Source organism: Chachezhania sediminis (genome assembly GCF_009765275.1).
Taxonomy (GTDB): domain Bacteria; phylum Pseudomonadota; class Alphaproteobacteria; order Rhodobacterales; family Rhodobacteraceae; genus Chachezhania; species Chachezhania sediminis.
On record NZ_VOPH01000001.1, the window covers coordinates 344,519 to 371,301 of the forward strand.

22 protein-coding genes, 1 tRNA gene and 1 pseudogene are annotated in these 26,783 nt (G+C 65.9%); 11 read left to right on the forward strand and 13 right to left on the reverse strand.

All coding sequences use genetic code 11. The features are described from left to right. Nucleotides 1-5: 5 nt before the first annotated feature. Entirely contained in the window at nucleotides 6-590 is a 585-nt protein-coding gene (locus FQK05_RS01670) for an HNH endonuclease (RefSeq protein WP_158963953.1), read from the reverse strand. A gap of 350 nt (nucleotides 591-940) precedes the next feature. On the opposite strand from FQK05_RS01670, the gene FQK05_RS01675 reads away from it, so the two are divergent. Then, the gene (locus tag FQK05_RS01675) at nucleotides 941-1,513 is read left to right on the forward strand and encodes a pseudouridine synthase (protein ID WP_158963955.1); all 573 of its coding nucleotides are present in this window, start codon (nucleotides 941-943) and stop codon (nucleotides 1,511-1,513) included. Between the two features lie 151 nt (nucleotides 1,514-1,664). On the opposite strand, the gene FQK05_RS01680 is transcribed toward FQK05_RS01675, so the two are convergent. Both FQK05_RS01680 and FQK05_RS01685 read right to left on the reverse strand, forming a co-directional pair. Beyond that, complete coding sequence (locus FQK05_RS01680; protein WP_158963957.1) at nucleotides 1,665-2,330, reverse strand: alpha/beta hydrolase; 666 nt, start codon at nucleotides 2,328-2,330, stop codon at nucleotides 1,665-1,667. Further along, on the reverse strand, nucleotides 2,327-2,986 hold the full coding sequence (locus tag FQK05_RS01685) for a DNA-3-methyladenine glycosylase family protein (protein ID WP_158964771.1): 660 nt from the start codon (nucleotides 2,984-2,986) through the stop codon (nucleotides 2,327-2,329). The genes FQK05_RS01680 and FQK05_RS01685 overlap by 4 nt, the downstream gene beginning before the upstream one ends. A gap of 85 nt (nucleotides 2,987-3,071) precedes the next feature. Between FQK05_RS01685 and FQK05_RS01690 the strand changes: the two genes are divergently transcribed. Continuing rightward, entirely contained in the window at nucleotides 3,072-4,295 is a 1,224-nt protein-coding gene (locus tag FQK05_RS01690; RefSeq protein WP_158963959.1) for an MFS transporter, read from the forward strand. Between the two features lie 205 nt (nucleotides 4,296-4,500). Here FQK05_RS01690 and FQK05_RS01695 read toward each other — a convergent pair whose 3' ends face one another. From FQK05_RS01695 to cysS, 3 genes are all read right to left on the reverse strand, one after another. Continuing rightward, nucleotides 4,501-5,283: a squalene/phytoene synthase family protein gene (locus tag FQK05_RS01695; RefSeq protein ID WP_233270322.1), complete on the reverse strand. Its 783-nt coding sequence runs from the start codon at nucleotides 5,281-5,283 to the stop codon at nucleotides 4,501-4,503. 7 nt (nucleotides 5,284-5,290) lie between these two features. Continuing rightward, nucleotides 5,291-6,934 (reverse strand): citramalate synthase, encoded by a 1,644-nt coding sequence (gene cimA, locus FQK05_RS01700; RefSeq protein WP_158963963.1) that lies wholly within the window; start codon nucleotides 6,932-6,934, stop codon nucleotides 5,291-5,293. 315 nt (nucleotides 6,935-7,249) lie between these two features. Beyond that, nucleotides 7,250-8,644, reverse strand: coding sequence for a cysteine--tRNA ligase (cysS, locus tag FQK05_RS01705; RefSeq protein WP_158963965.1), 1,395 nt, complete (start codon nucleotides 8,642-8,644; stop codon nucleotides 7,250-7,252). A 247-nt stretch (nucleotides 8,645-8,891) separates the two neighbouring features. On the opposite strand from cysS, the gene FQK05_RS01710 reads away from it, so the two are divergent. Both FQK05_RS01710 and FQK05_RS01715 read left to right on the forward strand, forming a co-directional pair. Continuing rightward, complete coding sequence (locus FQK05_RS01710; protein ID WP_158963967.1) at nucleotides 8,892-9,239, forward strand: MmcQ/YjbR family DNA-binding protein; 348 nt, start codon at nucleotides 8,892-8,894, stop codon at nucleotides 9,237-9,239. A 320-nt stretch (nucleotides 9,240-9,559) separates the two neighbouring features. Then, nucleotides 9,560-10,753 carry a pyridoxal phosphate-dependent aminotransferase gene (locus FQK05_RS01715; protein WP_158963969.1) on the forward strand — a complete coding sequence of 398 codons (1,194 nt, stop codon included), beginning with the start codon at nucleotides 9,560-9,562 and terminating at the stop codon, nucleotides 10,751-10,753. Nucleotides 10,754-10,891: 138 nt separating this feature from the next. Here FQK05_RS01715 and FQK05_RS01720 read toward each other — a convergent pair whose 3' ends face one another. From FQK05_RS01720 to pdxH, 6 genes are all read right to left on the reverse strand, one after another. Continuing rightward, a complete protein-coding gene (locus FQK05_RS01720) occupies nucleotides 10,892-11,302 on the reverse strand; it encodes a DUF6232 family protein (RefSeq protein WP_158963971.1) in 411 nt (136 codons plus the stop codon). 715 nt (nucleotides 11,303-12,017) lie between these two features. Then, entirely contained in the window at nucleotides 12,018-15,677 is a 3,660-nt protein-coding gene (locus FQK05_RS01725) for a vitamin B12-dependent ribonucleotide reductase (protein WP_158963973.1), read from the reverse strand. Nucleotides 15,678-16,195: 518 nt separating this feature from the next. Next, a tRNA-Pro gene (locus FQK05_RS01730) sits at nucleotides 16,196-16,272 on the reverse strand. A gap of 160 nt (nucleotides 16,273-16,432) precedes the next feature. Continuing rightward, a complete protein-coding gene (locus FQK05_RS01735; protein ID WP_158963975.1) occupies nucleotides 16,433-16,888 on the reverse strand; it encodes a DUF192 domain-containing protein in 456 nt (151 codons plus the stop codon). 133 nt (nucleotides 16,889-17,021) lie between these two features. Then, nucleotides 17,022-17,561, reverse strand: a complete 540-nt coding sequence (locus tag FQK05_RS01740; protein WP_158963977.1) for a cold-shock protein — start codon at nucleotides 17,559-17,561, stop codon at nucleotides 17,022-17,024. Nucleotides 17,562-17,681: 120 nt separating this feature from the next. Next, on the reverse strand, nucleotides 17,682-18,287 hold the full coding sequence (pdxH, locus tag FQK05_RS01745; protein ID WP_158963979.1) for a pyridoxamine 5'-phosphate oxidase: 606 nt from the start codon (nucleotides 18,285-18,287) through the stop codon (nucleotides 17,682-17,684). A gap of 206 nt (nucleotides 18,288-18,493) precedes the next feature. On the opposite strand from pdxH, the gene fabI reads away from it, so the two are divergent. The 7 genes and pseudogenes from fabI to FQK05_RS26450 all read left to right on the forward strand — a co-directional run. Then, nucleotides 18,494-19,300 carry an enoyl-ACP reductase FabI gene (fabI, locus tag FQK05_RS01750; RefSeq protein WP_158963980.1) on the forward strand — a complete coding sequence of 269 codons (807 nt, stop codon included), beginning with the start codon at nucleotides 18,494-18,496 and terminating at the stop codon, nucleotides 19,298-19,300. A 201-nt stretch (nucleotides 19,301-19,501) separates the two neighbouring features. Then, nucleotides 19,502-20,005: a xanthine phosphoribosyltransferase gene (gpt, locus tag FQK05_RS01755; protein ID WP_158963982.1), complete on the forward strand. Its 504-nt coding sequence runs from the start codon at nucleotides 19,502-19,504 to the stop codon at nucleotides 20,003-20,005. A 273-nt stretch (nucleotides 20,006-20,278) separates the two neighbouring features. Further along, the gene (locus FQK05_RS01760; protein WP_158963984.1) at nucleotides 20,279-20,896 is read left to right on the forward strand and encodes a Pr6Pr family membrane protein; all 618 of its coding nucleotides are present in this window, start codon (nucleotides 20,279-20,281) and stop codon (nucleotides 20,894-20,896) included. Then, complete coding sequence (locus FQK05_RS01765) at nucleotides 20,893-22,062, forward strand: aminotransferase (protein ID WP_158963986.1); 1,170 nt, start codon at nucleotides 20,893-20,895, stop codon at nucleotides 22,060-22,062. The genes FQK05_RS01760 and FQK05_RS01765 overlap by 4 nt, the downstream gene beginning before the upstream one ends. Nucleotides 22,063-22,134: 72 nt before the next feature. Further along, entirely contained in the window at nucleotides 22,135-23,979 is a 1,845-nt protein-coding gene (locus FQK05_RS01770; protein ID WP_158963988.1) for a peptidyl-prolyl cis-trans isomerase, read from the forward strand. A 340-nt stretch (nucleotides 23,980-24,319) separates the two neighbouring features. Beyond that, entirely contained in the window at nucleotides 24,320-24,517 is a 198-nt protein-coding gene (locus FQK05_RS25985; RefSeq protein ID WP_233270323.1) for a hypothetical protein, read from the forward strand. Nucleotides 24,518-24,529: 12 nt separating this feature from the next. Next, nucleotides 24,530-24,637 (forward strand): annotated as a pseudogene (locus FQK05_RS26450) (DUF2087 domain-containing protein); the annotation flags it as partial. A 223-nt stretch (nucleotides 24,638-24,860) separates the two neighbouring features. On the opposite strand, the gene FQK05_RS01780 reads toward FQK05_RS26450, so the two are convergent. Next, nucleotides 24,861-26,723 (reverse strand): divergent polysaccharide deacetylase family protein, encoded by a 1,863-nt coding sequence (locus FQK05_RS01780; protein WP_158963990.1) that lies wholly within the window; start codon nucleotides 26,721-26,723, stop codon nucleotides 24,861-24,863. Nucleotides 26,724-26,783: the final 60 nt, after the last annotated feature.

The window sequence follows — 26,783 nt, forward strand, 5'->3', positions numbered from 1 at the left end:
CCCCGTCAGGCCTGCAGTTCCGCGTCCCAGTAGAGGAAGTCCATCCAGGAATCGTGCAGATAGTTGGGCGGAAACTTCCGGCCCACGTTCCGCATCTCCTCGGCCCCCGGCTGGCGCGGCGGCTTGCGCAGCGACATGCCCGCCTTGTGCAGGGGCTTCGAACCTTTCTTCAGGTTGCAGCTGGAACAGGCCGCCACGACATTCTGCCAGCTGGTCACGCCCCCGGCCGACCGCGGCACGACATGGTCGAAGGTCAGATCACCTTTCGCGCCGCAGTACTGACAGCGAAATTCGTCCCTCAAGAAAAGATTAAAGCGCGTGAAGGCCACGCGCTTTTGAGGTTTGACGTAATCTTTCAGGACAACGACAGAGGGTATTCGGATCACCGTGCTCGGGCTGCGGACCACCTCGTCATAGACGGCGACGATGTCGACCCGGTCCAGGAAGGCCGCCTTCACCGCCTCCTGCCAGGGCCACAGTGACAACGGATAATAGGACAAGGGCCTGTAATCGGCATTCAGCACCAGCGCGGGGTGCTGTTTCAATGCCGCCGGTTCCCGTACAAACTCGGTCCTGAACTCTGCATTCATCGTCGTCGGTCGCCCCTTGTTCGTCCCGGTCCGCGTCCGGCGGACAACGGTCCGCAGGGCGCCCTCGGTGGTCGGTCTGCGCCCGGGGCCAGGGTGACAGGTGCCCGGCCGGGGCGCTGGTCTGCCTGCCGGACATGGGCCGTTCGATCCCGTCGGGGGACCGCCTTGGCGGTCCTGCGGGACCAGCCGGTCGACTGTCCGCTTCACTTGACTATATATCGCGGTCAACTACGGGCAAGCGCCAAGTTGCCACAAGATGTCGCTTGCCTGATAGGGCGTTTCCATGACACGAGAATGACGGTTCTCCACATCCTTCGCCTCAACGGCCCGCCGGCCTGCGCCAGGAAATCATGACGCGACTGATCCGCCTCAACAAGCCCCATGGCGTGCTCTCGCAGTTCACCGACAAGGGAACGGCGGGCAGCGGCCGACCGACGCTCTCGGGCCTGGTCGACGTGCCCGGCGTCTACCCCGCAGGCCGCCTCGACCGCGACAGCGAAGGTCTCCTGCTCCTGACCGACGACGGCCGCCTCCAGGCCCGTATCGCGGAGCCGAAACGCAAGATGGAAAAGACCTATCTGGTGCAGGTCGAGGGCCTTCCCGACGCCGCGGCCCTTACCGCCCTGACGAAGGGCGTCACGCTGAAGGACGGCCCGGCCCGCGCCCTTCGCGCAAAGCTGGTGCCCGAACCCGACTGGCTCTGGCCCCGCAATCCGCCGATCCGTGTCCGTCCATCGATCCCGGACTGCTGGCTGGAAGTGGTCCTGAACGAAGGCCGCAACCGACAGGTCCGCCGCATGACCGCCGCCGTCGGCCACCCCACGCTCCGCCTGATCCGGACGCAGATCGGCCCGTGGTCCCTGGACGACCTGCCCCCCGGCCACTGGGCCGACGCGGACCCATCCCTGGCCCGCCGCCCCTGACTTCTTTGGTCTTCAAATACCTCGGGGGAGTCGCGCCAAAGGCGCGGCCGGGGGCAGAGCCCCCGTCGTCGAGAACACGTTCACGAACACCGAAATCTGGCCCGCGCGACAGGCCCAACCCGTAGGATGCGTGCGCCGCGCGCACCCCTCCTCAAAACGACAGCTTGTCCCGCAGGAAGGCCAGCGCCACACCCAGCCCGTCGGGTGCGATCCCGTGTCCGGTGCCCTTCATCACATGGGCAAAGACTTCCTTGAACCCCGCCTCCTGCAGCGTTTCGGCGGCCTCCGGCAGCGCCTGCGGCGGCACCACGTCATCCATGTCGCCATGGACCAGCAGCACCGGCATGCGCGAGACGACATCGTCCGCGAAGGTTTCCCGCGCCAGCATCCGGCCGGAAAAGCCCACGATGCCTGCCACCGGGTCCGGGCGGCGCGGCGCCACGTAAAGGCTCATCATCGTGCCTTGCGAAAACCCGATCAGTGCCACCTGTTCGGGCATGACGTCCTCGTCCACCATCAGCGCGTCCAGAAACGCGTTCAGGTCGGCCGCGGCCATGTCCAGCCCGCGGGCCGCTTCCTCTTCCGAGGATCCGTCCAGCCAGGGGATCGGAAACCACTGGAACCCCATCGGCGCGCCCGGCACCCGTTCCGGGGCATCGGGCGCCACGAACAGCGTATCCGGCAGATGCTCGCCCAGCGGATCCGCCAGTCCCAGAAGGTCCGCCCCGTTTGCCCCATAGCCATGCAGGAACACCACGACGGATCGCGTTTCCCCCGATACCGGCTCTACTCGTCCGGCCTGCAACACCCGCGTCATCGGATCCCTTCCCTGTTCCTGACCACCCGGTAATAGGCCCAGAGCGTGCGCGCGGCAACCGAGCGCCAGGGGCTCCAGTCTTCCGCCATGGCACGGAAGGCACGTTCCTTCGGCCGCTCGTCCAGGTCGAACAGCGCCCGCGCCGCCTCCTGCAGCGCAAGATCGCCGGGCGCAAAGACATCGGCCCGACCCAGCGAGAACATGGCATAGATCTCGGCCGTCCAGACCCCGATCCCCGGCACCGCGACCAGGGTCGCGATCACCTCCTCTGTCGGAAGGATGCGCAAGGCGGCATAGTCGATGCCCGCCTCGGCCAGCGCCCTGGCATAGCGCATCTTGGGCCGCGACAGGCCCACGGCGCGCAGGTCGTCCTCGGTCGCGGCCCGGATCCCGGCGGGCGAGGCAAGTCCCGCCGCCTGCACCCGTCCCCAGATCGCCGCGGCCGAGGCGGTGGAAACCTGCTGGCTGACGATGGCGCTCAACAGTTCGGCGAAGCCGTCGGGCTTGCGGCGCAGGGGCAGCGTTCCGACCTGTTCAAGCGCCGCGGCAAAGCGCGGCTCGCGCGTGGCCAGCCAGGCGGCGCCTTCCGCGACGCAGGCATCGCTTTCGATGATCCGGCCGATGGGCGCCGCATCCGGGTTCGGGACAAATGTCATGGCCTGCACCCTACGTAACGTCGCAGGTTGATCAAGGTCCTTGTCGGACACGATGACCCGGCCTACTCCCTTCACCATGACTGACATGACCGCCCCCCTTCCGACCGTCGATTCCCGCGCCCGCCGAAATGTCATCGTTCTGGTGATCGCGCAGGCGACCATCGGATCGCAGATGCCGATGATCTTTACCGTGGGGGGGCTGGCAGGCCAGTCGCTGGCAACCAATCCCTGCCTTGCGACCTTGCCGATCTCGCTGATCGTTCTGGGCTCGATGTGCGCCGCAACCCCGCTGTCTGCGATCATGCAGCGTTTTGGCCGGCGCACGGGCTTCTTCGTCGGCGCGGGCGCGGGCGTTCTGGGCAGCGCGACCGGGGCGGTGGCGCTTTACCTTGCGTCCTTCCCGCTGCTGCTTCTGGGCAGCTTCATCACCGGCACCTACATGAGCGCGCACGGCTTTTACCGCTTTGCCGCCACCGACACGGCGCCGCCCGCCTTCCGGCCGCGCGCCATCTCCTATGTCATGGCCGGCGGTCTGCTATCGGCCGCGATCGGGCCCAACCTCGCCACGATGACGATGGGGGCGACGGTGATCCCGTTTCTGGGCACCTACCTTGCGGTGATCGTGGTGAACCTGATCGGCGCCACCGTCTTCCTGTTCCTAGACATCCCCAGGACCGCCCCGGTCCCCGCGGGTGGCGATGGCGGTCGCACCCGGTGGGAAATGCTGAAGACCCCCCGCATCGCGGTGGCGATCCTATGCGCCACGGTTTCTTATGCGTTGATGAGCCTGATGATGACCTCGACGCCCCTGGCCGTCGTGGGCTGCGGCTTTGCACCGACGGATGCCGGCCATGTCGTGTCGGCCCACGTGCTGGCCATGTATGCGCCGTCCTTTTTCACCGGCTTCCTGATCAACCGCTTCGGCGTCGAGAAGATCATGGGCCTGGGCCTGGCGATCCTGCTTTGCGCCGGTCTGGTTGCCATGTCGGGGGTCGAACTGACGCACTTCTTCATCGCCCTGATGCTCTTGGGCGTGGGCTGGAACTTCGGGTTCATCGGCGCCACGACCATGCTGACCGCAAGCCACACCGATGCCGAGCGCGGCCGCATGCAGGGCCTGAACGACCTGATCCTGTTCGGCGGCGTGACCCTGGCCTCGCTGTCCTCGGGCGGACTGATGAACTGTTCCGGCGGCACGCCGCAGGAAGGCTGGAACGCCGTCACCATGGCCATGGCCCCGCCGCTGGTCCTGGCCGGTGCCGCCCTGCTGTGGCTGGTCCTGCGCCCCGAAGCCCGCAGGCCCGGCTGATCCCACCCCCGGCCACACCGTGACCGGGCCGGTAGGGTGCCGTGCTTCGCACGCACCGTTACCTCATCGGATGTGAGCGCTGCGTACAAGTTACGCACCCTGCAACGGCAACCCGGCATGACCAGCACCGTAGGGTGGCTGCTCTGTACGCACCATCGCCTCATTGTCAGAGAGCGGAGCATGCTCCGCACCTGGCCCACGCGGATCACCAGCGACCGGTTAAACCGGTCACCATCAGCGACAGCTTCCGCCGGGCTTCGGACAGGCCCAACGATCCGTCGGCGACCCGCGACGGTGCGGCACTGGCCTGCGCCAGGATCGGCCCCGCCTGCCATACGGACCACAGGACAGGTCGCGCGGATGCCGGCACCTTCGACCGTCCGGCCCGCGCCCGCGCAAGGCGTATCAGGCCTTCGTCCGCCAGCATCTTCAACGCTTCGACGCGACCGTCGACAAGCGGCTTCCGGCCTGCGGCCTCGAACTCCGGCACGGCGCGCAGCCATGCGGCCAGGCCTCCGGCCCAGGCCGCGTCGCGCACCGCGCTCTCAGCCTCAGGTCCTGCGCCCAGGATCCGTGCCGCGGTCCACAGCAAGGTCCCAGCCGTCCGGTCCAGATGCGCGTCGAATTCGGTCTGATCCCCGAACGGATCGCGATAGATGTCCCAGCGCCGCGCCAGGACGGCCTCGTCCAGCGCCTCGGCCCCGTCCCGATCCAGCACCGCGGCCAGCGGCGTCACCACTTCGTGCCGCCGCACCGTCCCGCCTTCGGCGATCTCTGCCAGCGCGTCTCGCCACCATTGCAGGCGCATCTCGGCGATCATCGCTTCCTGCGTCACCCAGGGCGCGCGCGCGATTTCCACGTTGAAGGCATAAAGCGGGAACATCACCTTCCGCGCCGCCACCGGGGCGGCCATGGTCGCAAGGAAGCGGTCGGGGTCGCCCTGGTGGACCAGCCCCGCACAGCCGTTCAGATCGTCGTCAAGGCTCACGCCGCCCTCATGTCTCCGCGGCCGCGCGCAGGGGCGCGACCTTTCCGGCGTCATGTACCAGCTTCCACCGGATGGCGTCGAGCAGCGCTTCGAAACTTGCGTCCACTATGTTCGGGCTGACGCCCACGGTCGACCAACGCTGCCCGGCGCCATCCTCGCTGTCGATGATGACGCGCGTCACGGCCTCGGTCCCGCCTTGCGTGATCCGCACCTTGAAATCGACCAGCCGCATATCCTCGATCTGTTCCGAGAACCGGCCCAGATCCTTCGCCAGCGCCTGGCTCAGCGCATTGACCGGACCCCGGTCGCAACCGCTCTCGTCATAGCTCTCGCTCACCGACAGCCGCTTCTCGCCATCGACGGTCACCACGACCACGGCTTCGGACACGGTGATCTGCTGGCCGCGCGCGTTCTGCCGCCGTTCCACCGTCACACGATAGCGGTCGACGTGGAACAGCTTCGGCAACTGCCCCAGTTCCTCGCGTGCCAGCAGTTCGAAGGACGCCTGCGCCGTGTCATAGGAATAGCCTTCGGTCTCCCGTTCCTTCACCCGGTCCAGGATTCGCGCCAGCGCCGGGTCGTCCTTGGCGACCTCGATCCCGGCCTCGGCCAGCCGGCGGCGGAGGTTGGATTGCCCGGCCTGGTTCGACATCGGGATGATGCGGGCATTGCCCACGACCGACGGATCGACATGTTCATAGGTCGCCGGGTTCTTCAGGATCGCGCTGGCATGCAGCCCCGCCTTGTGTGCAAAGGCCGATGCGCCGACATAGGGCGCCTGCCGCTGCGGCACGCGGTTCAGGATGTCGTCCAGCATCCGGCTGGTCCGCGTCAGCTTCTTCAGCGCGTCTTTCGACACACCGATGTCGAAGGCGCTGGCATAGGGCTCCTTCAGCAGAAGCGTCGGGATCAGAGAAGTCAGGTTGGCATTGCCGCACCGCTCCCCCAGCCCGTTCAGCGTGCCCTGGATCTGGCGCGCGCCGGCCTCGACCGCGGCCAGCGAACAGGCCACCGCCATTTCGGTATCGTTGTGGGTGTGAATTGCCAGCCGATCGCCGGGGACGCCCGCCGCGATCACCTCCCGCACGATCCGCCCGATCTCCTCCGGCACGGTGCCGCCATTGGTATCGCACAGCACGACCCAGCGCGCCCCGGCCTCCAGGGCGGCCTTCAGCGTCGACAGCGCATAATCCGGATCGGCGCGGTAGCCGTCAAAGAAATGTTCGGCATCGAACAGCGCCTCGCGGCCCGAGGCCACGATATGCGCCATCGAGGCGCGGATGTTCTCGACATTCTCGTCCCGCGGGATCCCCAGCGCCTCGTCGACATGGAAGACATGGGACTTGCCCACCAGGCACACGGTCCCGGTCCCGGCATTCATCACCGCCGCCAGCACGTCGTCATTGTCCGCCGACCGGCCCGACCTCTTGGTCATGCCAAAGGCTGCCAGCCTGGCCTTCGTCTTCGGCGCTACCTCGAAAAACCCGCTGTCGGTCGGGTTGGCCCCGGGCCAGCCGCCCTCGATATAGTCCACCCCCAGCGCGTCCAGCGCCGTGGCAATCGCCACCTTGTCGTCGACCGAGAACTGCACGCCCTGGGTCTGCTGCCCGTCCCGCAACGTGGTGTCATAGAGATAGAGCCGCTCAGCCATGTGCCCGCTCCTCCTTCGCGCAAGGGCCTGTGGACCCGACCATCATCGCAGGAAAGGCCGTGCCACCAGGCACCCCGCCCCTGCTTCTTCTCTTCTGAAATACTCTCGGGGGGAGTCCCGGACATGGTCCGGGACGGGGGGCAGACAGCCCCCCTCCTCGCGCGACGCGCTTGCGCCCCGCAAAGATCAGGCACAGCCGCCCGAAACCGATCCCGCCCGGAGCGCCTGCCCCTTGGGCAGCGCCCGGCCGCCTTCGCGGTCGGGCGCTTCGCACACCCCGGCCGCCGGACAAGGCCCCCTGTCGCTCCAGGACCGTCATCCCAGCGCCTCCACCTTGGCCGCATCGAAGCCCGGCCCCGGCATCAGTTCGACGCCTGTCTTGCTCATCCGCACCTCGACGCCCGCATCCAGAAGCGCCGCCTTCAGCGCATCCACGGCCGAGAAATCCTTGGACGCCATCGCCGCCTCGCGCAGCGCGGCCAGCCTGTCCGCCAGCCCGCCGAGGTCCGGCCCCGCAGACGCCCAGCCCGACATCTCCTCCGTCATCAGCCCCATCATCCGGGCCGAGGCCAGAAAGACACCTTTCTCGAAAAAGCAGTCCTTCTGCGGATTGCCCGCAATCTCGCGCGCCATGGCGTGCAACCGTGCAATGGCGCCCGCCGTGTTCAGATCGTCCGCCAGCGCATCGACGATGCCCTGGTCGACGCCTGCAGGTTCCGCCCCCCCGACCAGCCGATGCCAACCGCGCAGCGTCGCCTCCGCCGCCTCCGCCTTTGCCGCGGTCCAGTCCATTGGCTTGCGGTAATGCGTCGACAGGAAGACGAAGCGGATCACCTCGCCCGGGATCCCCTGGTCCAGAAGGTCCCGCACGGTAAAGAAATTGCCCAGCGACTTGGACATCTTCTTCCCTTCCACCTGCAGCATCTCGTTGTGCAGCCAGTAGCGGGCAAAAGTGCTTCCCGGATGGGCGCAGCGGCTCTGCGCGCATTCGTTCTCGTGGTGCGGGAACATCAGGTCGTTGCCGCCGCCATGAATGTCGAAGCTGGGGCCCAGGAGCGCGTGGCTCATGGCCGAGCATTCGATATGCCAGCCCGGCCGCCCGCGGCCCCAGGGGCTTTCCCAGCCCGGCAGGTCGGCGGCCGACGGCTTCCACAGGACGAAGTCCATCGGGTTCTTCTTGTAGGGTGCCACCTCGACCCGGGCGCCCGCGATCATGTCGTCGACCGACCGGCCCGACAGCGACCCATAGTCCCCGTCGCTTTCGACGGCGAACAGGACATGGCCTTCCGCCGCATAGGCATGGCCCGAGGCCACCAGCGCCTTGATCATCTCGACCATGCGGTCGACATAGTCCGTTGCGCGCGGCATCTCCCCCGGCTCCAGCGCCCCCAGCGCGCCCATATCTTCCAGGAACCACTGCGTCGTCTCGGACGTGATGTCGCCGATCGGCCGCCCGGATTCTTCGGCCCGGGCGATGATCTTGTCGTCGATATCGGTGAAATTTCGTACATAGACCACGTGCTCCGCCCCGTAGACATGCCGCAGCAGCCGGTAGAGCACGTCGAACACGACCACGGGCCGCGCATTGCCCATATGCGCCCGGTCATAGACCGTCGGCCCGCAGACATAGAGACCCACCCGATCCGGGTCGAGCGGCTCGAACCGCTCCTTCGCCCGCGTGCGGGAATTGGTCAGCTGGATCTCGGTCATCGTTCAAGGCTCCTTCGCGCATTTCCACTGGTCGTGGGACCACTGTTCAGGGGCGCGGGCCTGTCACGGTATTCTGGGGAAAAAATATGAAGAAGACCGGCCCGCTGAAGTGATCAGCAGGGAATAATGCAGCAGATAATGATCAGGCCGGTACGGTTCATGTCCGGCCCATACCATGGGCCGGACCCGCCGCCAAGTCCAATCGCATCGCTGGACACGCCCCACGGCATGCGTCAGGCTGGTGCCCATGACGCGCGCCCTTGTCGACCAGATCTGCGAAGCCCTGCCCGGCGCCACCCGCGCGCTGGCGGCGGAAGGCGAGCTGGACTCCTGGAAGGTGGGCGGCAAGATGTTCGCCTGTTTCGGTCCCACCAGCGGCGATGGCGTTTCGGTCAAGACCGCCGGCACCGACACAGCCACCATGCTGATCGACGCGGGCATCGGCACCCGCGCCCGCTATTTCCACCGCAGCTGGATCCGCCTGGGATTCGACCTGGACGAGGCCGAACTGCGCCACCGGATCGAGACCTCCTACGACCTGATCCGCGCCGCGCTGCCCAGGGCGCAGCGCACGGCGCTGCCGGACCGTACCTGAGACGCGGGCACCGCCAGCCGCCTCTGCCGCGCCATGCCCGGCCCGGCGCGGCGCGGTGACGCCGGGCCGAAAGGCCCCGCTCCCACCATGCCGGCGGGGTCCTCCTGTCGCCCGCCACAGCAGAAAACAACGCCGCCGTCCTCATCGCTCAGGGACAAGATCACTGCCGAACGCCCCGGGTGGATCCGCGCCGCACCACCGCGCGCGCCCCGAACAGCGCCCAACGTCCTCTTCGTGGTGAGCCAGGGCAACCCGCGACATCAAGACCATCCCGACATCTGCCGATTGACTTCCCTAGCGCCGTTAAGCGACGTGGCGCCATGGAACTCTCGACCCGTATCCGTACCATGGCCGGCAGCGTCTCCGGCGCCTGGGACATCTTCTTCCGCGCCCGCGCTCTGGCCGAGGCCGGGAAGACCATCGTCGAACTGACCATCGGCGAACATGACGAACGCACCGATCCGGCAATCCTGGACGCGATGTACAACGCGGCGCGCGCTGGCCACACAGGCTATGCCGCGATGCCCGGGACGGATGCGCTGCGCGATGCCGTGGCAGACCGGGTCACCCGGCAGACCGGCGTTCCCACCGCCCGCAGGAACGTCCTGATCACCGCCGGCGGCCAGTTCGCACTGTTCTGCGCCCATCACGCCGTGCTGGACGAAGGCGACACCGCACTGATGGTGGAACCGTTCTATGCCACCTATCCCGGCGTCATCCGGTCTGTTGGCGGGCGCCCCAGGACAGTGGCGGCCCGGCCCGAAGACGATTTCCAGCCCCGCGCCGATGCCATAGACGCGGCCGTCACCGCCGCCGCCGATGACGGGGCGCCGGCGAAATCGCTGCTGATCAATTCGCCCAACAACCCGACCGGCACCGTCTATGGACCCGCGACGCTGGGGGCACTCGCCGATGTCTGCAAGGCCCGCGATCTCTGGCTGATTTCAGACGAGGTCTACGAGACCCAGGTCTGGGACGGGACGCACCTGTCCCCCCGCGCCCTGCCGGGGATGGCGGAACGGACGATGGTCGTGGGCTCGGTCTCGAAGACCTTCGCGATGACCGGATCCCGCTGCGGCTGGCTCGTGGCCCCGGAAGAGGCGATCGCCCACATGATCGAACTGACCACCCAGACGACCTATGGCGTGGCAGGTTTCGTCCAGGACGCCGCCCTTTACGCGCTTCAGGCCGGCCCGGAATTCGAGGCGCGGATCGCCGCGCCCTTCCACCGCCGCCGCGACCTGGCGCTGAAGGTTCTGGACGGCCAGAACACCGTCACCGCGGTGCCGCCCCTGGGCGCAATGTACGTAATGCTGGATATCCGGCAAACGGGCCTGTCGGGCATCGACTTTGCCAACCGCTTGCTGGACCGGCACGGCATCGCCGTCATGCCCGGCGAAAGCTTCGGCCCCGCCGCCGCAGGGCATGTCCGGATTGCCCTGACCGTAGCCGACGACCTGCTGGAAGCATCGCTGCGGACGCTCTGCACCTTCGCCGCCGATCCAGACAGCTGAGCCGCCTGCTTCTACGACACAACGGACCGCCCGGCCAGACGGCGCGGTGGCGGTCCGTTCCCCGGTCACGACCGGCGTTCGGGCAAACCCGGGCAGACGTGAGCCGCCTGCCCGGCATGGGCCGAAAGCGGGCCCCGGTCAGGCCAGTGCGCTTTTCGCGCCCTCGATGGCGGCCTTGGCGTTTTCCAGCTCTACCGGGTCCTTGCCGATATGGGCCTTGTGATCGCCATTTCTGGTCACAACGACCAGCGTGTAGGGCCGCATCACGACGCGGCTTGCGACGACCAGCGCGATCACCACGCCGCCCATCAGGATCGCAAGGTCCGCGGCCGGGTTGATCAGGTCTGCCTCGGTCGACAGGACCGTCTTCGCATGCAGCGCCAGAAGCACGAGCATCACGGCCAGGACCACGGTCCAGACAATGTCGAATCGCTTGCGCGAAACCGACACCTCGGCCACCTCCGCCAGGGCCGTTTCGCCCTCGTCCATCACGACGGTCCGGGCCGTGACCGTAATCCCGCCCGCGCTGTAGATCGGCTGTTCACTCATGGCACTTCTCCCGCCGCGGCGGGCCTCTCTGGTCAAGGATATCCGCCGGTGGTCCCGGGCGGTCACAGACAAACTAGCAGCGCAATCGCCCCACCGCACCCTTCACGCCACAGCCGCGTCCAGATTTCGCAGGATTGTCGAGGATGAACCGGTCCGACGACAAACGGATCCCGACAGATGTCACCTGCCCCGGACGCATCGGGAACCCACAGGCGATCCCCGCAGCCGGGCGACGGCGGCTGGATCGGCCTCTCCGAACAAGATGAACATCCGCCCGGCGTGCCGGAAAAAAACGGCCCGGACGGCGCCCGGACCATACTCTTCCAGACCCTCGGACATGCCGGGAAATACAGACACCAAGACGTCGACGTCCGGTATCCGGGCGGCGGTGACTTCGTCTTCCGGAACCCTCTGGCCAAAACAAGAGAGGGGGGCCAAAGGCCCCCCTAGTTTCACCATCCGGACTCAATTCGTTGACCGCCCGATTTTACTTCTGCCTGCGGTCCGGAGGCTTTGGGGCAAGCGCACTCGCCCCGGGTCTGAGTGGGAAGGACCAGACTTCCGCCCCACCCGTTTCCGGCGGATCCGGGCAGATCCGCCGTGAGAGCCTGCGCGATGGTCTTGGACACCGCACTGGCCCCTGTTCGTCGGGGCAGAAGCGGCACGCACGGCGCGGCCCCTGCCCCTCGGCGCCATCTCCGGCGCCGTCGTTCCCTTAGCTGCAGCCCGTGGTGGAGCCGCAGGTATTGCACTTCATGCAGGTCCCGTTCCGGACCAGCGTGTAGTTACCGCATTCGCCGCAGGGATCGCCTTCGTAACCCTGCATCCGCGCCTTGGTGCGCGCATCCGCAGAGGTCGTGGTGATCGCCTCGACCGACACGGAGGCTGCCATCGCCGTCACCGTTTCCGGTGCAAGCGACTTGACCGGGGCGATGTTGCCCGTGACCGGCACAGCCTTCGTCTGGCCGCCCTGCAGCACCACCAGTTCCTGCGGCAGACGCTTGCGCAGGTAGCCGGTGGACGAGATCTGCTTCAGCACTTCCAGCGACCGCGACGCCGACGTCTCGGACATTTCCTTGACGTTGGACACGCCCTCTTCCTCGCCGCGGCCGATATCGTCGAAGGTCGCGCCTTCGGGCTTCACATGGGCCAGGTCGGTCCGGTCGAGGTAGGACACGGCCAGTTCCCGGAATACGTAGTCCAGGATCGAGGTCGCGTTCTTGATCGAGTCGTTGCCCTGGACCATGCCCGCGGGCTCGAACTTGGTGAAGGTGAAGGCGTCGACGAATTCTTCCAGCGGCACGCCGTACTGAAGGCCGACCGACACGGCGATGGCAAAGTTGTTCATCATCGCGCGGAAGCCGGCGCCTTCCTTGTGCATGTCGATGAAGATTTCGCCCAGGTTGCCGTCGGCATATTCGCCGGTCCGCAGGTACACCTTGTGGCCGCCCACGATGGCCTTCTGGGTATAACCCTTCCGGCGCTGGGGCATCTTCTCGCGGTGGGACCGGACGATCTCCTTCACGACGACCTTTTCGACGATCTTCTCGGCCAGGACCTGGGCCTTTTCGGCCGGCGAACCGGTTTCCAGGATCTCTGCCGCGTCGTCGTCATCCTCGACCAGGGCTGCCGCCAGCGGTTGCGAGAGCTTGGAACCGTCACGGTAGAGCGCGTTGGCCTTCACCCCCAAGGACCAGGACAGTTCATAGGCCTTCTGGCAGTCCTCGATGGTCGCATTGTTCGGCATGTTGATCGTCTTGGAGATCGCGCCCGAGATGAACGATTGCGCCGCCGCCATCATGTAGATGTGGCTGTCGACCGACAGGAACCGCTTGCCCTTCTTGCCGCAGGGGTTGGCGCAGTCGAAAACGTTCAGATGTTCGTCCTTCAGGTGCGGGGCGCCTTCCAGCGTCATCGTCCCGCAGACATGGTCGTTCGCCTTGTCGACATCGGCCCTGGTGAAGCCCAGATGCTTCAGCATGTCGAAGGTGGGATCGTTCAGCTTGGCCGCCGGCACCTTCAGGACGTCGGTGCAGAACTCCTTGCCCAGCGTCCACTGGTTGAAGACGAAGCGGATGTCGAAGGCCTGCTCCAGCGCCGCTTCCACCTTGGCCAGCGTTGCCGCGTCAAAACCCTTGTCGGCCAGCGCTGCCAGGTTCAGACCGGGCGCCTGCGCCAGCGAGCCGTGGCCCACCGCATAGCGGATGATGTCCTCGATCTCGGTCGAGGCATAGCCCAGACCTTCCAGCGCCGCCGGCACCGAACGGTTGATGATCTTGAAGTAGCCGCCGCCGGCCAGCTTCTTGAACTTCACCAGGGCGAAATCGGGCTCGATCCCCGTCGTATCGCAGTCCATGACCAGGCCGATCGTGCCGGTGGGCGCGATGACGGTGGCCTGTGCATTGCGATAGCCGTGGGCCTGTCCCAGTTGCAGGGCTTCGTCCCAGGCAGTCTTGGCCAGTTCCGACAGGGTCTTGTCGGGGCAATTGGCGTGATCCAGCGGCACCGGCTTTACGGCCAGTTCCTCGTAGCCGTTCACCTCTCCATGGGCGGCGCGGCGGTGGTTGCGGATCACGCGCAGCATGTGGTCGGCATTCCGCGGATAGGACGGGAAGGCCCCCAGTTCCGCGGCGATTTCGGCCGAGGTCGCATAGGCCACACCGGTCATGATCGCGGTCAGCGCGCCGCACAGCGCCCGGCCTTCGGCCGAGTCGTAGCCATGGCCCAGCGTCATCAACAGGCCGCCAATATTGGCATAGCCCAGACCCAGCGTCCGGAAGTCATAGCTGAGCTGCGCGATTTCCTTCGACGGGAACTGCGCCATCGTGACTGAAATTTCCAGCGTCAGCGTCCACAGACGCGCCGCATGCATGTAGGCATCGGCCTGGATCTTCCCGTCCTTCAGGAAGGTCAGCAGGTTCATCGACGCCAGGTTGCAGGCGGTGTCGTCCAGGAACATATACTCGGAACAGGGGTTCGATCCGCGGATCTCGCCATCTGCCGGGCAGGTGTGCCATTCGTTGACGGTGTCGTGGAACTGGATGCCCGGATCGGCACAGGCCCAGGCGGCATGGCCCACCTTGGCCCAGAGATCGCGGGCCTTGACGGTCCGCGCGACCTTGCCGTTCACGCGGTTGATCAGTTCCCAGTCCGCGTCTTTCTCGATCGCCTTCAGGAAGGCGTTGGTCACACGGATCGAGTTGTTCGAGTTCTGCCCGGATACCGAAGCGTATGCTTCGCTGTCCCAGTCGGTATCGAAGGTCGGGAACTCGATGGACGTGTGGCCCTGCCGGGCGTAATCCAGCACGCGCTTGATGTAGGTTTCCGGGATCGACGATTTCTTGGCGGCGCGGATTGCGGATTTCAGGCCCGGATTGACGGCCGGATCATATGCGTCGACCTCGGCCCCGTCCCAGGCACGGATCGCGGCGAAGATCTCGTTCAGCCGTGCCTCGTGCATCTTGGAACCGGCCACCAGCGAGGCGACCTTCTGTTCTTCCAGGACCTTCCAGTCGATGAAGGCCTCGATATCCGGGTGGTCGGCGTCGACGATGACCATCTTGGCCGCGCGGCGGGTGGTGCCGCCGGACTTGATGGCGCCTGCGGCGCGGTCGCCGATCTTCAGAAAACCCATCAGGCCCGACGACTTGCCACCGCCCGACAGGGGCTCGCCCTCGCCTCGCAGGTGGCTGAAGTTGGTGCCGGTGCCCGAGCCGTACTTGAACAGGCGCGCCTCGCGGACCCACAGGTCCATGATGCCGCCTTCGTTCACCAGGTCGTCGCCGACGGACTGGATGAAGCAGGCATGGGGCTGCGGATGTTCATAGGCCGACGCCGACTTTGTCAGCTTCTCGGTCTTGTGGTCGACATAGTAGTGGCCCTGGCTGGGACCGTCGATGCCGTAGGCCCAGTGCAGGCCGGTGTTGAACCATTGCGGGCTGTTCGGCGCGGCCATCTGGGTGGCCAGCATGTAGCGCATCTCGTCGTAATAGGCCTGGGCGTCTTCCTCGGTCGAGAAATAGCCGCCCTTCCAGCCCCAGTAAGCCCAGGCGCCGGCAAGCCGGTCAAAGACCTGCTTGGACGAGGTTTCGCCCGTCTTGGGCGTGTCGACGCTGGCGGGAACGGAACGCCACAGGAAGGCCGGCACGCCCTTTTCACGGACCTGCTTCAGTTCGGTCGGCACGCCTGCCTTGCGGAAGTACTTCTGGGCTATCACATCAGACGCGACCTGGCTCCAGCCGGCCGGGATCTCGATGTTTTCCAGCCGGAAGACGATGGTCCCGTCCGGGTTGCGAATTTCCGAGGTGGCCTCGACAAAGGCCACGTCCGCATAGGCATCCTGCCCGGCCTTGGTAAATTTGCGTTCGATTTTCATTGTCGCTTGTCCGCACTTGGTCGCGCGTTCGCCCGCGCTTGATTTCTGGTGTCTGGAACTCCGGTCAACCTGCCATCAACCGGACCCTTGCGTGGCGACAGGCAAACCGCCGCCGGTCCCGGCCGGGCCGAAAACACGCCGCCACCGGGTACAAAGCTAAGAAAACGCGAGATCTTGTAGACCTGGTTGTCGTGGTACAATGCTGCGTCTGGTTTGATACCAGATCTAGTGGCCTCCCCGCCGACCCGTACTACTAGACGTATAGCGCTCCGATTCGTCTACGCCGAATTTTTTGTTTTTTCGCAGCTCGACGGCTTGACCGGGACTGTGTGCAACAGGTTCGCGATTCTACCCCTGGGGACATCATGTGGATAAACTCCACAAGCAGGATACACCATGTAGGGGGATGAAAGTCACGATGCGCCGGGCGACCCAAAGCGGACCGCAGATCACAGAGCACGACCGCGCAGACCGCCCGCGGTGCCGGAACTCAAGATACTACATATGGTTAGGAAGAATGGTCGGGGCGGCGAGATTCGAACTCACGACCCCCTGTACCCAAAACAGGTGCGCTACCAGACTGCGCCACGCCCCGGACCGTGGCTGTCTCTAGCGCCGTGGCGACGGATTGAAAAGCCCCAGCGCGCAATGATCCCGCCGCGGTGGCAAACCTGACGTGCGGGAAGGCTCTTGCCAGAGCCGTCCCGAACGGCAACCGGAAGGACGTGCCGCCACGCCCAGCCTGTCGAACGGACCTAGCAGGGCCAGACTGCGTCGTCGCCGAAGGTCGGATTGCGGACCTGGGTGCCAGGTCCGATACCGTACCGCTTGGCCAAGCCGCCGTTGATCTCGATCACCACTTTCACACCGGGGCCACCATCGATGGCCGTCAGGTCGCCGGGGACCGCATTGGAATGGACGCGGGTGACAGTGCCCGTTTCGTCGATGAACAGCATGTCGAGCGGGATCAGCGTGTTCTTCATCCAGAAACTGACCCGGCCGGGCCGTTCGAAGATGAAAAGCATGCCCGCCCGCTGGGCCATGTCCTCGCGGAACATCAGCCCCTTGGCGCGTTCGGCAGGGGTTTCGGCCACTTCGACCTCGAACGCGGTTTCTCCCCAGGGTCCGCGCAGCTGGGCCAGATCGGCACGGCAGGCCTGTTCGGCCTGCGCGACACCCGCACAGGCGAAAACCGCAAAGCACAGAGCCATCACGAGAGTCGAAAACCCCCGCCCAGGCCGCCATGCGGCTGCTTTGCGACCCGATACGAAAAAGCGGCCCCTGTCAGAGGCCGCACCGGATATGTGGATGTCTTTCAAGATTTCCTCCGGTGGCGACAGACGATCACTCGTCCTTCAGAACCACCGCAGTCTCCCACGCATGTACTTCGACGGCCATGCGACCCCTTCGCCCGTCGATCACCCGCAGGGCCAAGGCCTCGCCCGGTTGCAGGTCGGCCAGGCCGGACTGACGCAAAACTTCGATATGCAGGAAAATATCCTCGGATTGCCCAAAGATATTGGCAAAACCGAAACCTTTGCCTTTGTCGAACCATTTGACACGCGCAGGTTGCAATGGCGCATTCTGAATGATGTCCGGTTCCAGACCGGCAAAATCGGTCAGTACAGGCGCGGCCTCGTCCCGTGCCGGAGGCTCGATCGATACGACCTCCACCGCCTGGATGCCACGATCCGTACGGTGGGTCACGACTTCGATTCGCGACCCATCGGCAACCGAACTCTGTCCGAAGTTGCGCAGAACATTGACGTGCAGAAGGATATCAGGGCCGCCGGTATCGGCCACAACGAACCCAAACCCCTTGTTGGGGTCGAACCACTTCACTTGCCCTTTGACCTGCAGCAAACTGTTGAGATCGTCGGCCACTTCCCCTCCGGATCCGCCATTTACACTATTGTTACATCTCATGTGGACGATGTGACGCGTAGGATGCAAGCATAATTAATTCCAATGTTTCATAAAATCGTCATATTCGGAACTTGGCAATCATGGACTCAGCCGGGTTACGGACCATGTCGAACCAACCTGCTGGCGGCGCCAGACAAATCGGTCATGAAGTCGAAAGGCTCCGTCGGCCCAGAACTCGATTTCCACAGGGTTGATTCGGTATCCTCCCCAGAATGCGGGACGCGGCGGATTCATACCATGACGTGCCGTCATTTTGGCAACTTCCGCCATCAGCTCGCTGCGGCCTTCCAGGGGACGCGACTGCTTTGACGCCCAGGCGCCAAGCCGGCTTTTCAGCGAGCGGGACGCATAGTACGCATCGGCCTGCTCGCCCTCCTCACGGGTGACAAGGCCCCTCACCCGGATCTGCCGGCGCATGGATTTCCAGTGCATGACGAAGGCCGCCTTTCCGGCTCCTTCAATTTCATTGGCCTTTGCACTCTCGTAATTGGTGTAAAAGACAAAGGCGTTGTCTTCGATCTCTTTCAGCAGGACCATGCGGACGTTCGGCAGGCCGTCGGAGTCGACCGTGGCCAGCGCGATGGCGTTCGGATCGTTCACTTCCGCCGCCTCGGCCTCTGCCAGCCAGCGCCGTGCGATGACGAAGGGATCATCCCCTTCGAACTTGCCGTCACGATCACTCATCACACACCTCCTGTCCGCCAATTCTTTGCCGGCGAGATCGCAGAAGTAATGTATCTGTCGGCCCCCGCAAGTCGAACAACCTCGGCCGCATGTATAAGTTGACGTAACGTTATCCGGCCTGCCCTGCCGAAGGGTCCAGTACTTGAAGCGGCTTGGCCAATCGCCTAAAGCTCCTTTCAAGATGCGGCGAATTTCGGAAGAATAAGATGTCACAACAGCTGATGGCCGGGAAGCGCGGTCTGATCATGGGCCTTGCCAACGACAAGTCGATTGCCTGGGGCATTGCCAAGGCCTGTTCCGCCGCAGGCGCCGAACTGGCGTTTTCGTATCAGGGCGACGCCCTGAAAAAGCGTGTCGACCCGCTGGCGGCAGAGCTGGGCAGTTCGCTGGTCCTGCCCTGCGACGTGGGCAGCGAAGAATCCATCGACGCGCTGTTCGAGAAGCTGAAGGCCGAATGGGGCACGCTCGACTTCGTCGTCCACGCCATCGGTTTTTCCGACAAGAACGAACTGCGCGGGCGCTATGTCGACACGAGCCGTGCGAACTTCAAGCTGTCCATGGACATCTCGGTCTATTCCTTCACGGCTGTGGTACAGCGCGCCGAGAAGATGATGAACGAAGGCGGCTCCTGCCTCACGCTGACCTATTACGGCGCCGAAAAGGTGATGCCGCATTACAACGTCATGGGCGTGGCCAAGGCCGCACTGGAGGCATCGGTGCGGTACCTGGCCGAGGACCTGGGCAAGGACGGCATCCGCGTGAACGCGATTTCGGCCGGGCCGATCAAGACGCTGGCGGCCTCGGGCATCGGCGACTTCCGCTACATCATGAAGTGGAACGAATACAATTCGCCCCTGCGCCGCAACGTATCGATCGACGATGTCGGCAATTCGGCGCTGTACCTGCTGTCCGACCTCGGTTCCGGCGTCACGGGCGAGGTGCTGCATGTCGATGCCGGCTATCACGTGGTTGGCATGAAGGCGGTCGACGCCCCGGACATCGCCAAGGGCTGACGGCATTCGCCGGCCCGGGTCACGGGCCGGCCTGACGCATCGCCTGTGCGGCACCCGATCCATCGTTTCATGGTGCGCGATTGCAAAGACCGGACGGTTTTCGCAATCGCGGCGGATGACCGGGCCGATTTCCATCTTCCCTCATCCACACGCTGACGCTATCAGACCCGCCATTCCAGAACCGAAAACCGGGTGCACGCCATGAACGACCGTCTGCCGCACGAGAAGGGTTTCCACGTCAGCTGGGACCAGATCCACCGCGATTCCCGCGCGCTGGCCTGGCGGCTGGACAAGCAGGGCCCGGGCGATGGATCCTGGCGCGCCGTGGTCGCGATCACCCGCGGCGGCATGGCGCCCGCGATGATCGTCGCGCGGGAGCTGGACATCCGCACCGTCGACACGATTTCGATCAAGTCCTACGACAACCAGACCCAGTCCGAAGCGCGCGTTCTGAAGGCCCCCGATGCAGATCTGATGGGCGACGGCACCGGCATCCTGATCGTCGACGACCTGGTCGACAGCGGCAAGACGCTGGAAGTGGTGCGCAAGATGTACCCCAAGGCGCATTTTGCCACCGTCTATGCCAAGCCCAAGGGCCGCGCCCAGGTCGATACCTTCATTACCGAGGTCAGCCAGGACACGTGGATCTTCTTCCCCTGGGACATGGCCCTGCAATATGTCGAACCCTATCGCGGCACGCGCTGACAGCTCGAGCGCCGATTGAGCACCTTCCGGTTTCGTGACCGGCGACAACCGGACCGCATCCTGCGGGCCGGTTTTTCGTTTCCCGACATCTGCTACGCTTTCGACGACCGGCGGAGGGGTATCCCACGCACGCCGTTGTCGCGCAGAGGTGATCGCCACAGCTGATGACCGGGATCTTGCACTGCCGAGCCGCCTTCGCCCCGCCTTAGATCCGTTGCAAAGCCGCCCGAAACCGGCAAGCTGCCCCGGACCTCGACGAAACGGTGGGCGCCCATGAACATCGCGCGGCTTCTTGCCCTTCTCGCGGCGCTGAATTCCGGCGTCGCAGTGGTCTGGCGCCTGACGCTCGACCTGAAGGACACAAGTTTCGGCACGGCGCTCTGGGATCTTTCCGGCTTTTTCACGATCTGGACGAATACCGCCGTGGCGCTTGTCGCGCTGGCCATGGCGCTGGCGCCGAACATCCGGCTGGCCGCACCGCCCGTCCGCCATGCCGTCGCGGTGGCGATCCTGGGGGTGGGCATCGTCTATTCCGTCGCCCTGCGCCACGTGATGGACTTCACGGGCGCGGGCGCCGTGGTCAACCACATGTTCCACGACCTCGCCCCGCCCCTGTTCCTGCTGGCCTGGCTGGCGGCCGGCCATGGCACGCTGAAGCCGGTCTCCATCCCTCTCGCCTCGGTCTTCCCGGGGATCTACCTTTCGGTCGCCATGATCCGGGGGGCCGCGACGGGCTGGTATCCCTACTGGTTCCTGAACCCGGACAAGATCGGGCTTGCACATCTGGCGCTGACCGTGGTTCTGATCTGCGGCCTGTTCTCGATCCTTGCGGCGGTCCTCTGGGCCATCGACCGCCTGATCGCCCGAAACTCCATCCGGAAGACCGCATGAGCCGTACCGCCGCAACCTTCGCCCCCCCAATCATGGCCGCTCGCGGCTGGCTGAAGGGGGTGACCTTCACGCCCGACCGTCCGCTGATCGACGTCAGCCAGGCCGCCCCGGCCGAACCGCCGCCACAGGCGTTGCGGGCCGAGATCGCGCGGGTCGTGACCGAGGTTCCATCGGCCCACCTCTATGGCCCCGTCCTGGGCCTGCCCGCCCTGCGGGAGGCACTGTCGGGTCAGATCGCCAGCCACTATGCCGGGACCGTCGCCGCCGAACAGGTCGCCATCACGGCCGGCTGCAATCAGGCCTTCTGCGCGGCCATCCAGGCAGTCGCCGGCGAAGGGGACGAGATCATCGTGCCCACTCCCTGGTACTTCAACCACGCCATGTGGCTGGACATGCAGGGCGCCCGCGCGGTGCCCCTTCTGACGGGCTCGGACATGCTGCCGGATCCGGTCCATGCTGCGGGGCTGATCACCGAACGGACCCGCGCCATCGTGCTGGTCACGCCCAACAACCCGGCCGGCGCGGAATACCCGGCCGGCCTGGTCCGGGCCTTCTATACGCTGGCGCAGAACCACGGGCTTAAGCTGATCCTGGACGAGACCTATCGCGATTTCGACAGCCGTCAGGGGCGGCCGCATGGCCTGTTTTCCGATCCCGACTGGCCGGAAACGCTGGTCCATCTCTACTCCTTCTCGAAGGCCTACCGCCTGTCGGGCCACCGCATCGGCGCTCTGGTCGCAGGAACACCCTTCGTGGCCGAGGTCGAGAAGTTTCTGGATACCGTCACCATCTGCGCCAGCCAGATCGGACAGCACGCAGCGCTTTGGGGCATCAACAACCTGTCCCAGTGGCTGGCCGAACAGCGCGACGAGATCCTGGCACGCCGCGCCGCGATCGAAACCGGATTTCCGGCGCTGGAGGAAACCGGCTGGAAGCTGAAGGGCGTCGGCGCCTATTTCGCCTATGTCGAACACCCGTCCAAACTGGCCTCGCCCGAACTGGCGAAAAAGCTGGTGCAGACCGCCGGCGTGCTGGCCCTGCCAGGCACCATGTTCACGCCCCCGGGCGATCCGTCCGGGCAACGGCACCTGCGTCTGGCCTTTGCCAATCTGGACCGCCCCGGCATATCACGGTTGTTCGAGCGGCTTGCAGATCGCCGCTTCTGACCTTGCCCCAGCCCTTCGCGGCGTCGTAAAGACGGCCCCACCCACACCGACCAGAGAGCCGAGACGAACCCTATGGCCGAGCGCAAGAACTCCTTTTCCAAGACCCTGGTGTGGGGGCTTCTGGTCCTCCTCTTCGTCGGCCTCGCCGGCTTCGGGGCGACCAATTTCACGGGGACGATGCAGACCATCGCCTTTGTCGGCGACCGGACAATTTCCATCCAGGACTATGCCCGCGCCCTGCAGCAGGAACAGCAGGCGATCCAGGCGCAGACCGGGCAGGCCGTCACCATGTCCCAGCTGCAGGCCAGCGGCGTCGACCAGCAGGTTCTGGGCCGCCTGATCGGCCTGGCCGCCATCGACAACGAGGTGTCGCGCCTGGGCATTTCCGTCGGCGACGACAATCTGCGCAAGGAAATCCTGGCCATCCCCGCCTTCCAGGGCGTGAACGGCAAGTTCGACCGCAATGCCTACAACTTTGCCCTGCAACAGGCCGGCATCAGCGAATCCGAATTCGAGGACGACGTCCGCATCGACACTGCGCGCACCGTGGTGCAGGACGCCGTGGTCTCTGGCGTGGCGATGCCCGCCACGATGACCGACACGCTGCTCGATTTCATCGCCTCGCGGCGCAGCTTCTCTTTCGTGCGGCTGGGCCCCGACAGTCTAGAAGCCGCGGTAAGCGATCCGTCCGAGTCCGACCTCCAGGCATTCTACGATGCCCACATCGACCGGTTCCAGCTGCCCGAGACGAAGCAGATCACCTATGTGATGCTGACCCCGGAAATGGTGGTCGACAGCATCGACATCGAGGAAGACGCCCTGCGCCGGCTTTATGACGACCGGGCCGAGGAATACCTCCTGCCCGAACGCCGCCTGGCCGAACGGCTGGTATTCAACGACGAAGCAGCGGCGAACGATGCGCTGGCCCAGCTGGAAGTCGGCGGCACCACCTTCGAACAGCTGGTCGCCAATCGCGGGCTGGAAATGGAAGATGTCGACATGGGCGATGTGACCCGCGACGACCTGGGCAGCGCGGCCGATATCGTCTTTGGCGCCGACACCGGCAGCGTCGTAGGCCCCGTCCCGACCCCGCTTGGCCCCGCGATCTTCCGCATCAACGGTCGCCTGGAGGCGCGCGAAACCCCGTTCGAGGACGTGCAGGACGACCTGCGTTCGGAACTGGCGCTGGAACGCGCCGGCCGCGCGATCGAAGCGCGGATGGACGACATGAACAACCTTCTGGCTGAAGGCATGACGCTGGAAGAACTGGCGGCCGACCAGGGCATGGAACTGGCTCAGTTCGACTGGACCGCGGACAGCACCGAAGGCCCTGCCGCCTACGAGGCCTTCCGCGAGGCTGCGGCCGCCGTGTCCGCCGACGACTATCCGGAAGCGATGCCGCTGGAAGATGGCGGAGCCTTCGCCATGCGCCTGGACGCAACCCTGCCTGCCCGCCCTCAACCCTTTGCCGACGCCATCGACAACGTCGAGGCCGCCTGGCTGCAACAGGCCACGCTGGATACCCTGAAGGCCGAAGCGGACGAAGCCGTGGCCCAGATGGGGGCCGATGCCGATTTCGTCGCCGCCGACATGACGCCCGAAATCCAGCTTGGCCTGACCCGGAATGCCTTCCTGGAAGGTTTCCCGCCCGACTTCATGACCCAGGTCTTCCAGATGGACGTGGGCGAGGTGCGGGTGGTCGAAGGGGCCGAGGACGTCTATATCGTCCGCCTGGACGAGGTGCTGCCGCCCGAGGACTCGCCCCAACTGACCCAAATGCAGGGTGCGCTGTCGACGCAGTTCAACCAGTCACTGGCCGAAAGCCTCTATCTGGCCTTCGCCTCTGACGCGCAGCGCCGCGCCCGGCCGGAGATCGACCAGAACGCCGTCAATTCCGTAAATACCAGCTTCCGCTGACCTGACTGGCCGTGATTTCCGGTCACAGAAGCATCGCTTCGACGCCCCTCGCCTTGCAAGGCGGGGGGCGTTTTCCTTTCTGCGGGTCACGGTCGGCAATACCCGAGGCGTCGCTGTCCGCTTCGCGGGGGTGCTAAACCTGCCCTGACATCCATCGCAGCACATGTTTCGTCCGGTGCCGCGTCGCAAGCCTGCGACCACGACAGTTTTTCTGTGGCCCAGAGGATGCGACATGACACGTACACCCATTCCCCTGTCGACGCCCGGCCTGCCCCGCATGACCCGGGCGCTGTCGGCATAGCTGAAGACCCACGTTGACCCGCCCACGCACCCGGAGCTGATGAACATGCTCGCGCGGGCCAGGGGGTTCCGCAATTTCCAGCACCTGCGGGCGTGCCGCGCCGCGGGTGCCCGGCTGGAAACCGTCGCCGAACCCGCCATGATCGACCATGCCCTGGTCGAACGCACTCTGCGTCAGTTCGGCGGTGCGGTCCAACTGGCGCAATGGCCGTCACGCCGGAAGGCGCGGGCGATCTGACTCTGGCCGCTCTGGTCCGCCCTCCTTTCGGGCGCGTCCATGCCCGAGACAGAGGTCAACGCCCGCCTGCAGGCGGTGCACCGTTTCGGCGATCCGGCAACGCTGCGCCGAGAGCTGTAAGGCGCCAGGCTGGTCAGCCGCTCGCCCGACGGGTCGGATTATCGCCGGCTGGAACACAAACCCCCGACAGAGGCGCGGGACCTGATCCGTCGCGTCACCGCCCGGCGCAGGATCGTGCAGGTCAAGCCCCCGGAGCCGGCCAGAAGGCGGGCCAGTACAGCCATTCACGCGCGCTTGTCGAGGCATGCAAAAACGCATGTCCCGACATGCAGCCCCCAAGCGCTTAATTCGACGCGGTTTTCAGAAGCGCCGAAACCGGTGCAAGGGCCACGCGGTTCGCCCGGTCCTGCAGGCCCCAGATCACAAGGGCACTGATCGTTTCGGGCCGGATCCGCCCGGTCAGGATCACCCCGTCCTCGGACGTCGCGCGCCCCGCGGCCTGATCCAGGAAGCGGCGCATCACGTCCAAGCTTTGCCCGTCGCCATCAAGGTCGCGGAATACAACGGCCGAGGGCACACCATCCTGCGCCGCCAGCTTCTGCGCCGTGTCCAGCCCGTTGGGCTGCAGGATCAGCCCGCGTCCCGAGGCCTTCACGGCCTCTGTCGCGCGGTCCGACACGGCGCGGCTGGATTGCAGACCGGTCCCCGGCGCCTCCATCACCGCCACCGTTTCGGGCAGCACCGCCAGATCGGTCGACAGCACATTGTCCACCTCCTCGGCCGAGACGCCGTCGGGCAGATCGGCCAGGGCCACGACCTCGAACCCGGCGGCGCGGTGGCGGGCCATGCGTTCGGCCGCATCGGGCAACGAGGGGTCGACGGCGAAGGTCAGCGGATAGGGAAAGCCTGCCAGGGTCTCGGTCCCCGCCGCCTCGGCATCGTCGATCAGAACGACGGCGACGGCAGGACGGCGGTCGGTGTTGTCGAAGCGCGCGGCATAACGGTCGACCGGCTTCAGGGATGGATCGACCGCGCTGGCAGGCACGACGACGCCGTCAACGGGCACCTGGGGCACCAGCGGCAGCACATCCTCGGCCTGCGGGAGGAAGACATTCATCCGGTCGCCGGTTTCGGACGGGTCAGCAACCGCAAAGGTCGGAGCGATGGTGTCGGGATCGGGCTTCGGCGCCGGATCCAGGGCCGCGTCGTCGATGGGACCGGCCCCGGAGGCCGGGATGACGGCGGGGGCCGGCGGGTTGGCCTGCACGCCCATCTCGGGCGCCGGGAACTCGATTTCAGGACGGTCCGGCAAGACAGAGGCCACGGGAGACATGGGCATTGTCATCGTGTCCGCCAGCGCCGGACTGGACAAAAGCCGGGGCGCTGCGGCCTCATCCTCCGGATCAGCCGCGGCACCGTCCGTTGGATCGGGCGCGCTGTTCCGACCGGGCGCACTATCGGGCCTATCAGTCGGCGCGGCCTCGGGTGCATGGTCGGCCGGATCAGCCTCGGACGCAGAACTCTGCGTCTCGGTTGCACCATCGGTGGCGGCTGGTGAGACGTCGCCCTTGTCTGTCGCGGTCTCTGCGGGAACGGCCTGCTCCGGCGGCGCTGAAGGGACCGGCTGCGACGGCGGGGCGGCAAGGTTGCGCGGCGTGGGTTCCGCCTTGGTCTCTGCCACGTCGGGCTGGGCTGTGGCCTCCGCTTCGGGCGGGGTCATGTCCGCCGGTTCCGTCACCCGGGGCTGTTCGACCGGGGTGGTGTCAGTGGACGGCGCCGGGTCGGTCTCTGCCTCTGTGGGCGGGGCCGGTTGCGGGTTGACGTCGCTCGGCGCTGCTTCCGGTTCCGGTGCCTCGGGCGATACGGTCGCCGGTGCCGGAAAAGGCGCCGGGCTGGGGGCGTCGTCCGAGACTTCGGGCGCGTCCACCGGGACGGACGAAGGTTCCGGGGGCGTCGCGTCATCCGGGGCGGCGGACATTTCAGACCCTGGTGCGTCCATCCGGTCCGTCGCCGGCACCACGCCGGTCGCGGTGCCTGTCCCTTCCGTCGCGTCGGCAGACACGTCCGGCACGTCGGCTGTCGGGGCGGCATCCCTCATCTGCGGCGGCTCAACCACGGCCCTCTCCATCTCGACCACGGACAGGACCGACAGGGCCAGCGCACAGCCCACGCCGCCGACAAGAAGTCCACCGATGAATCCACGCATGCCCGAGTTCGCCTGTCCGTTGCCTTCGCCGCTTCTGCCCCTTGCCGCACCGGGACGAGG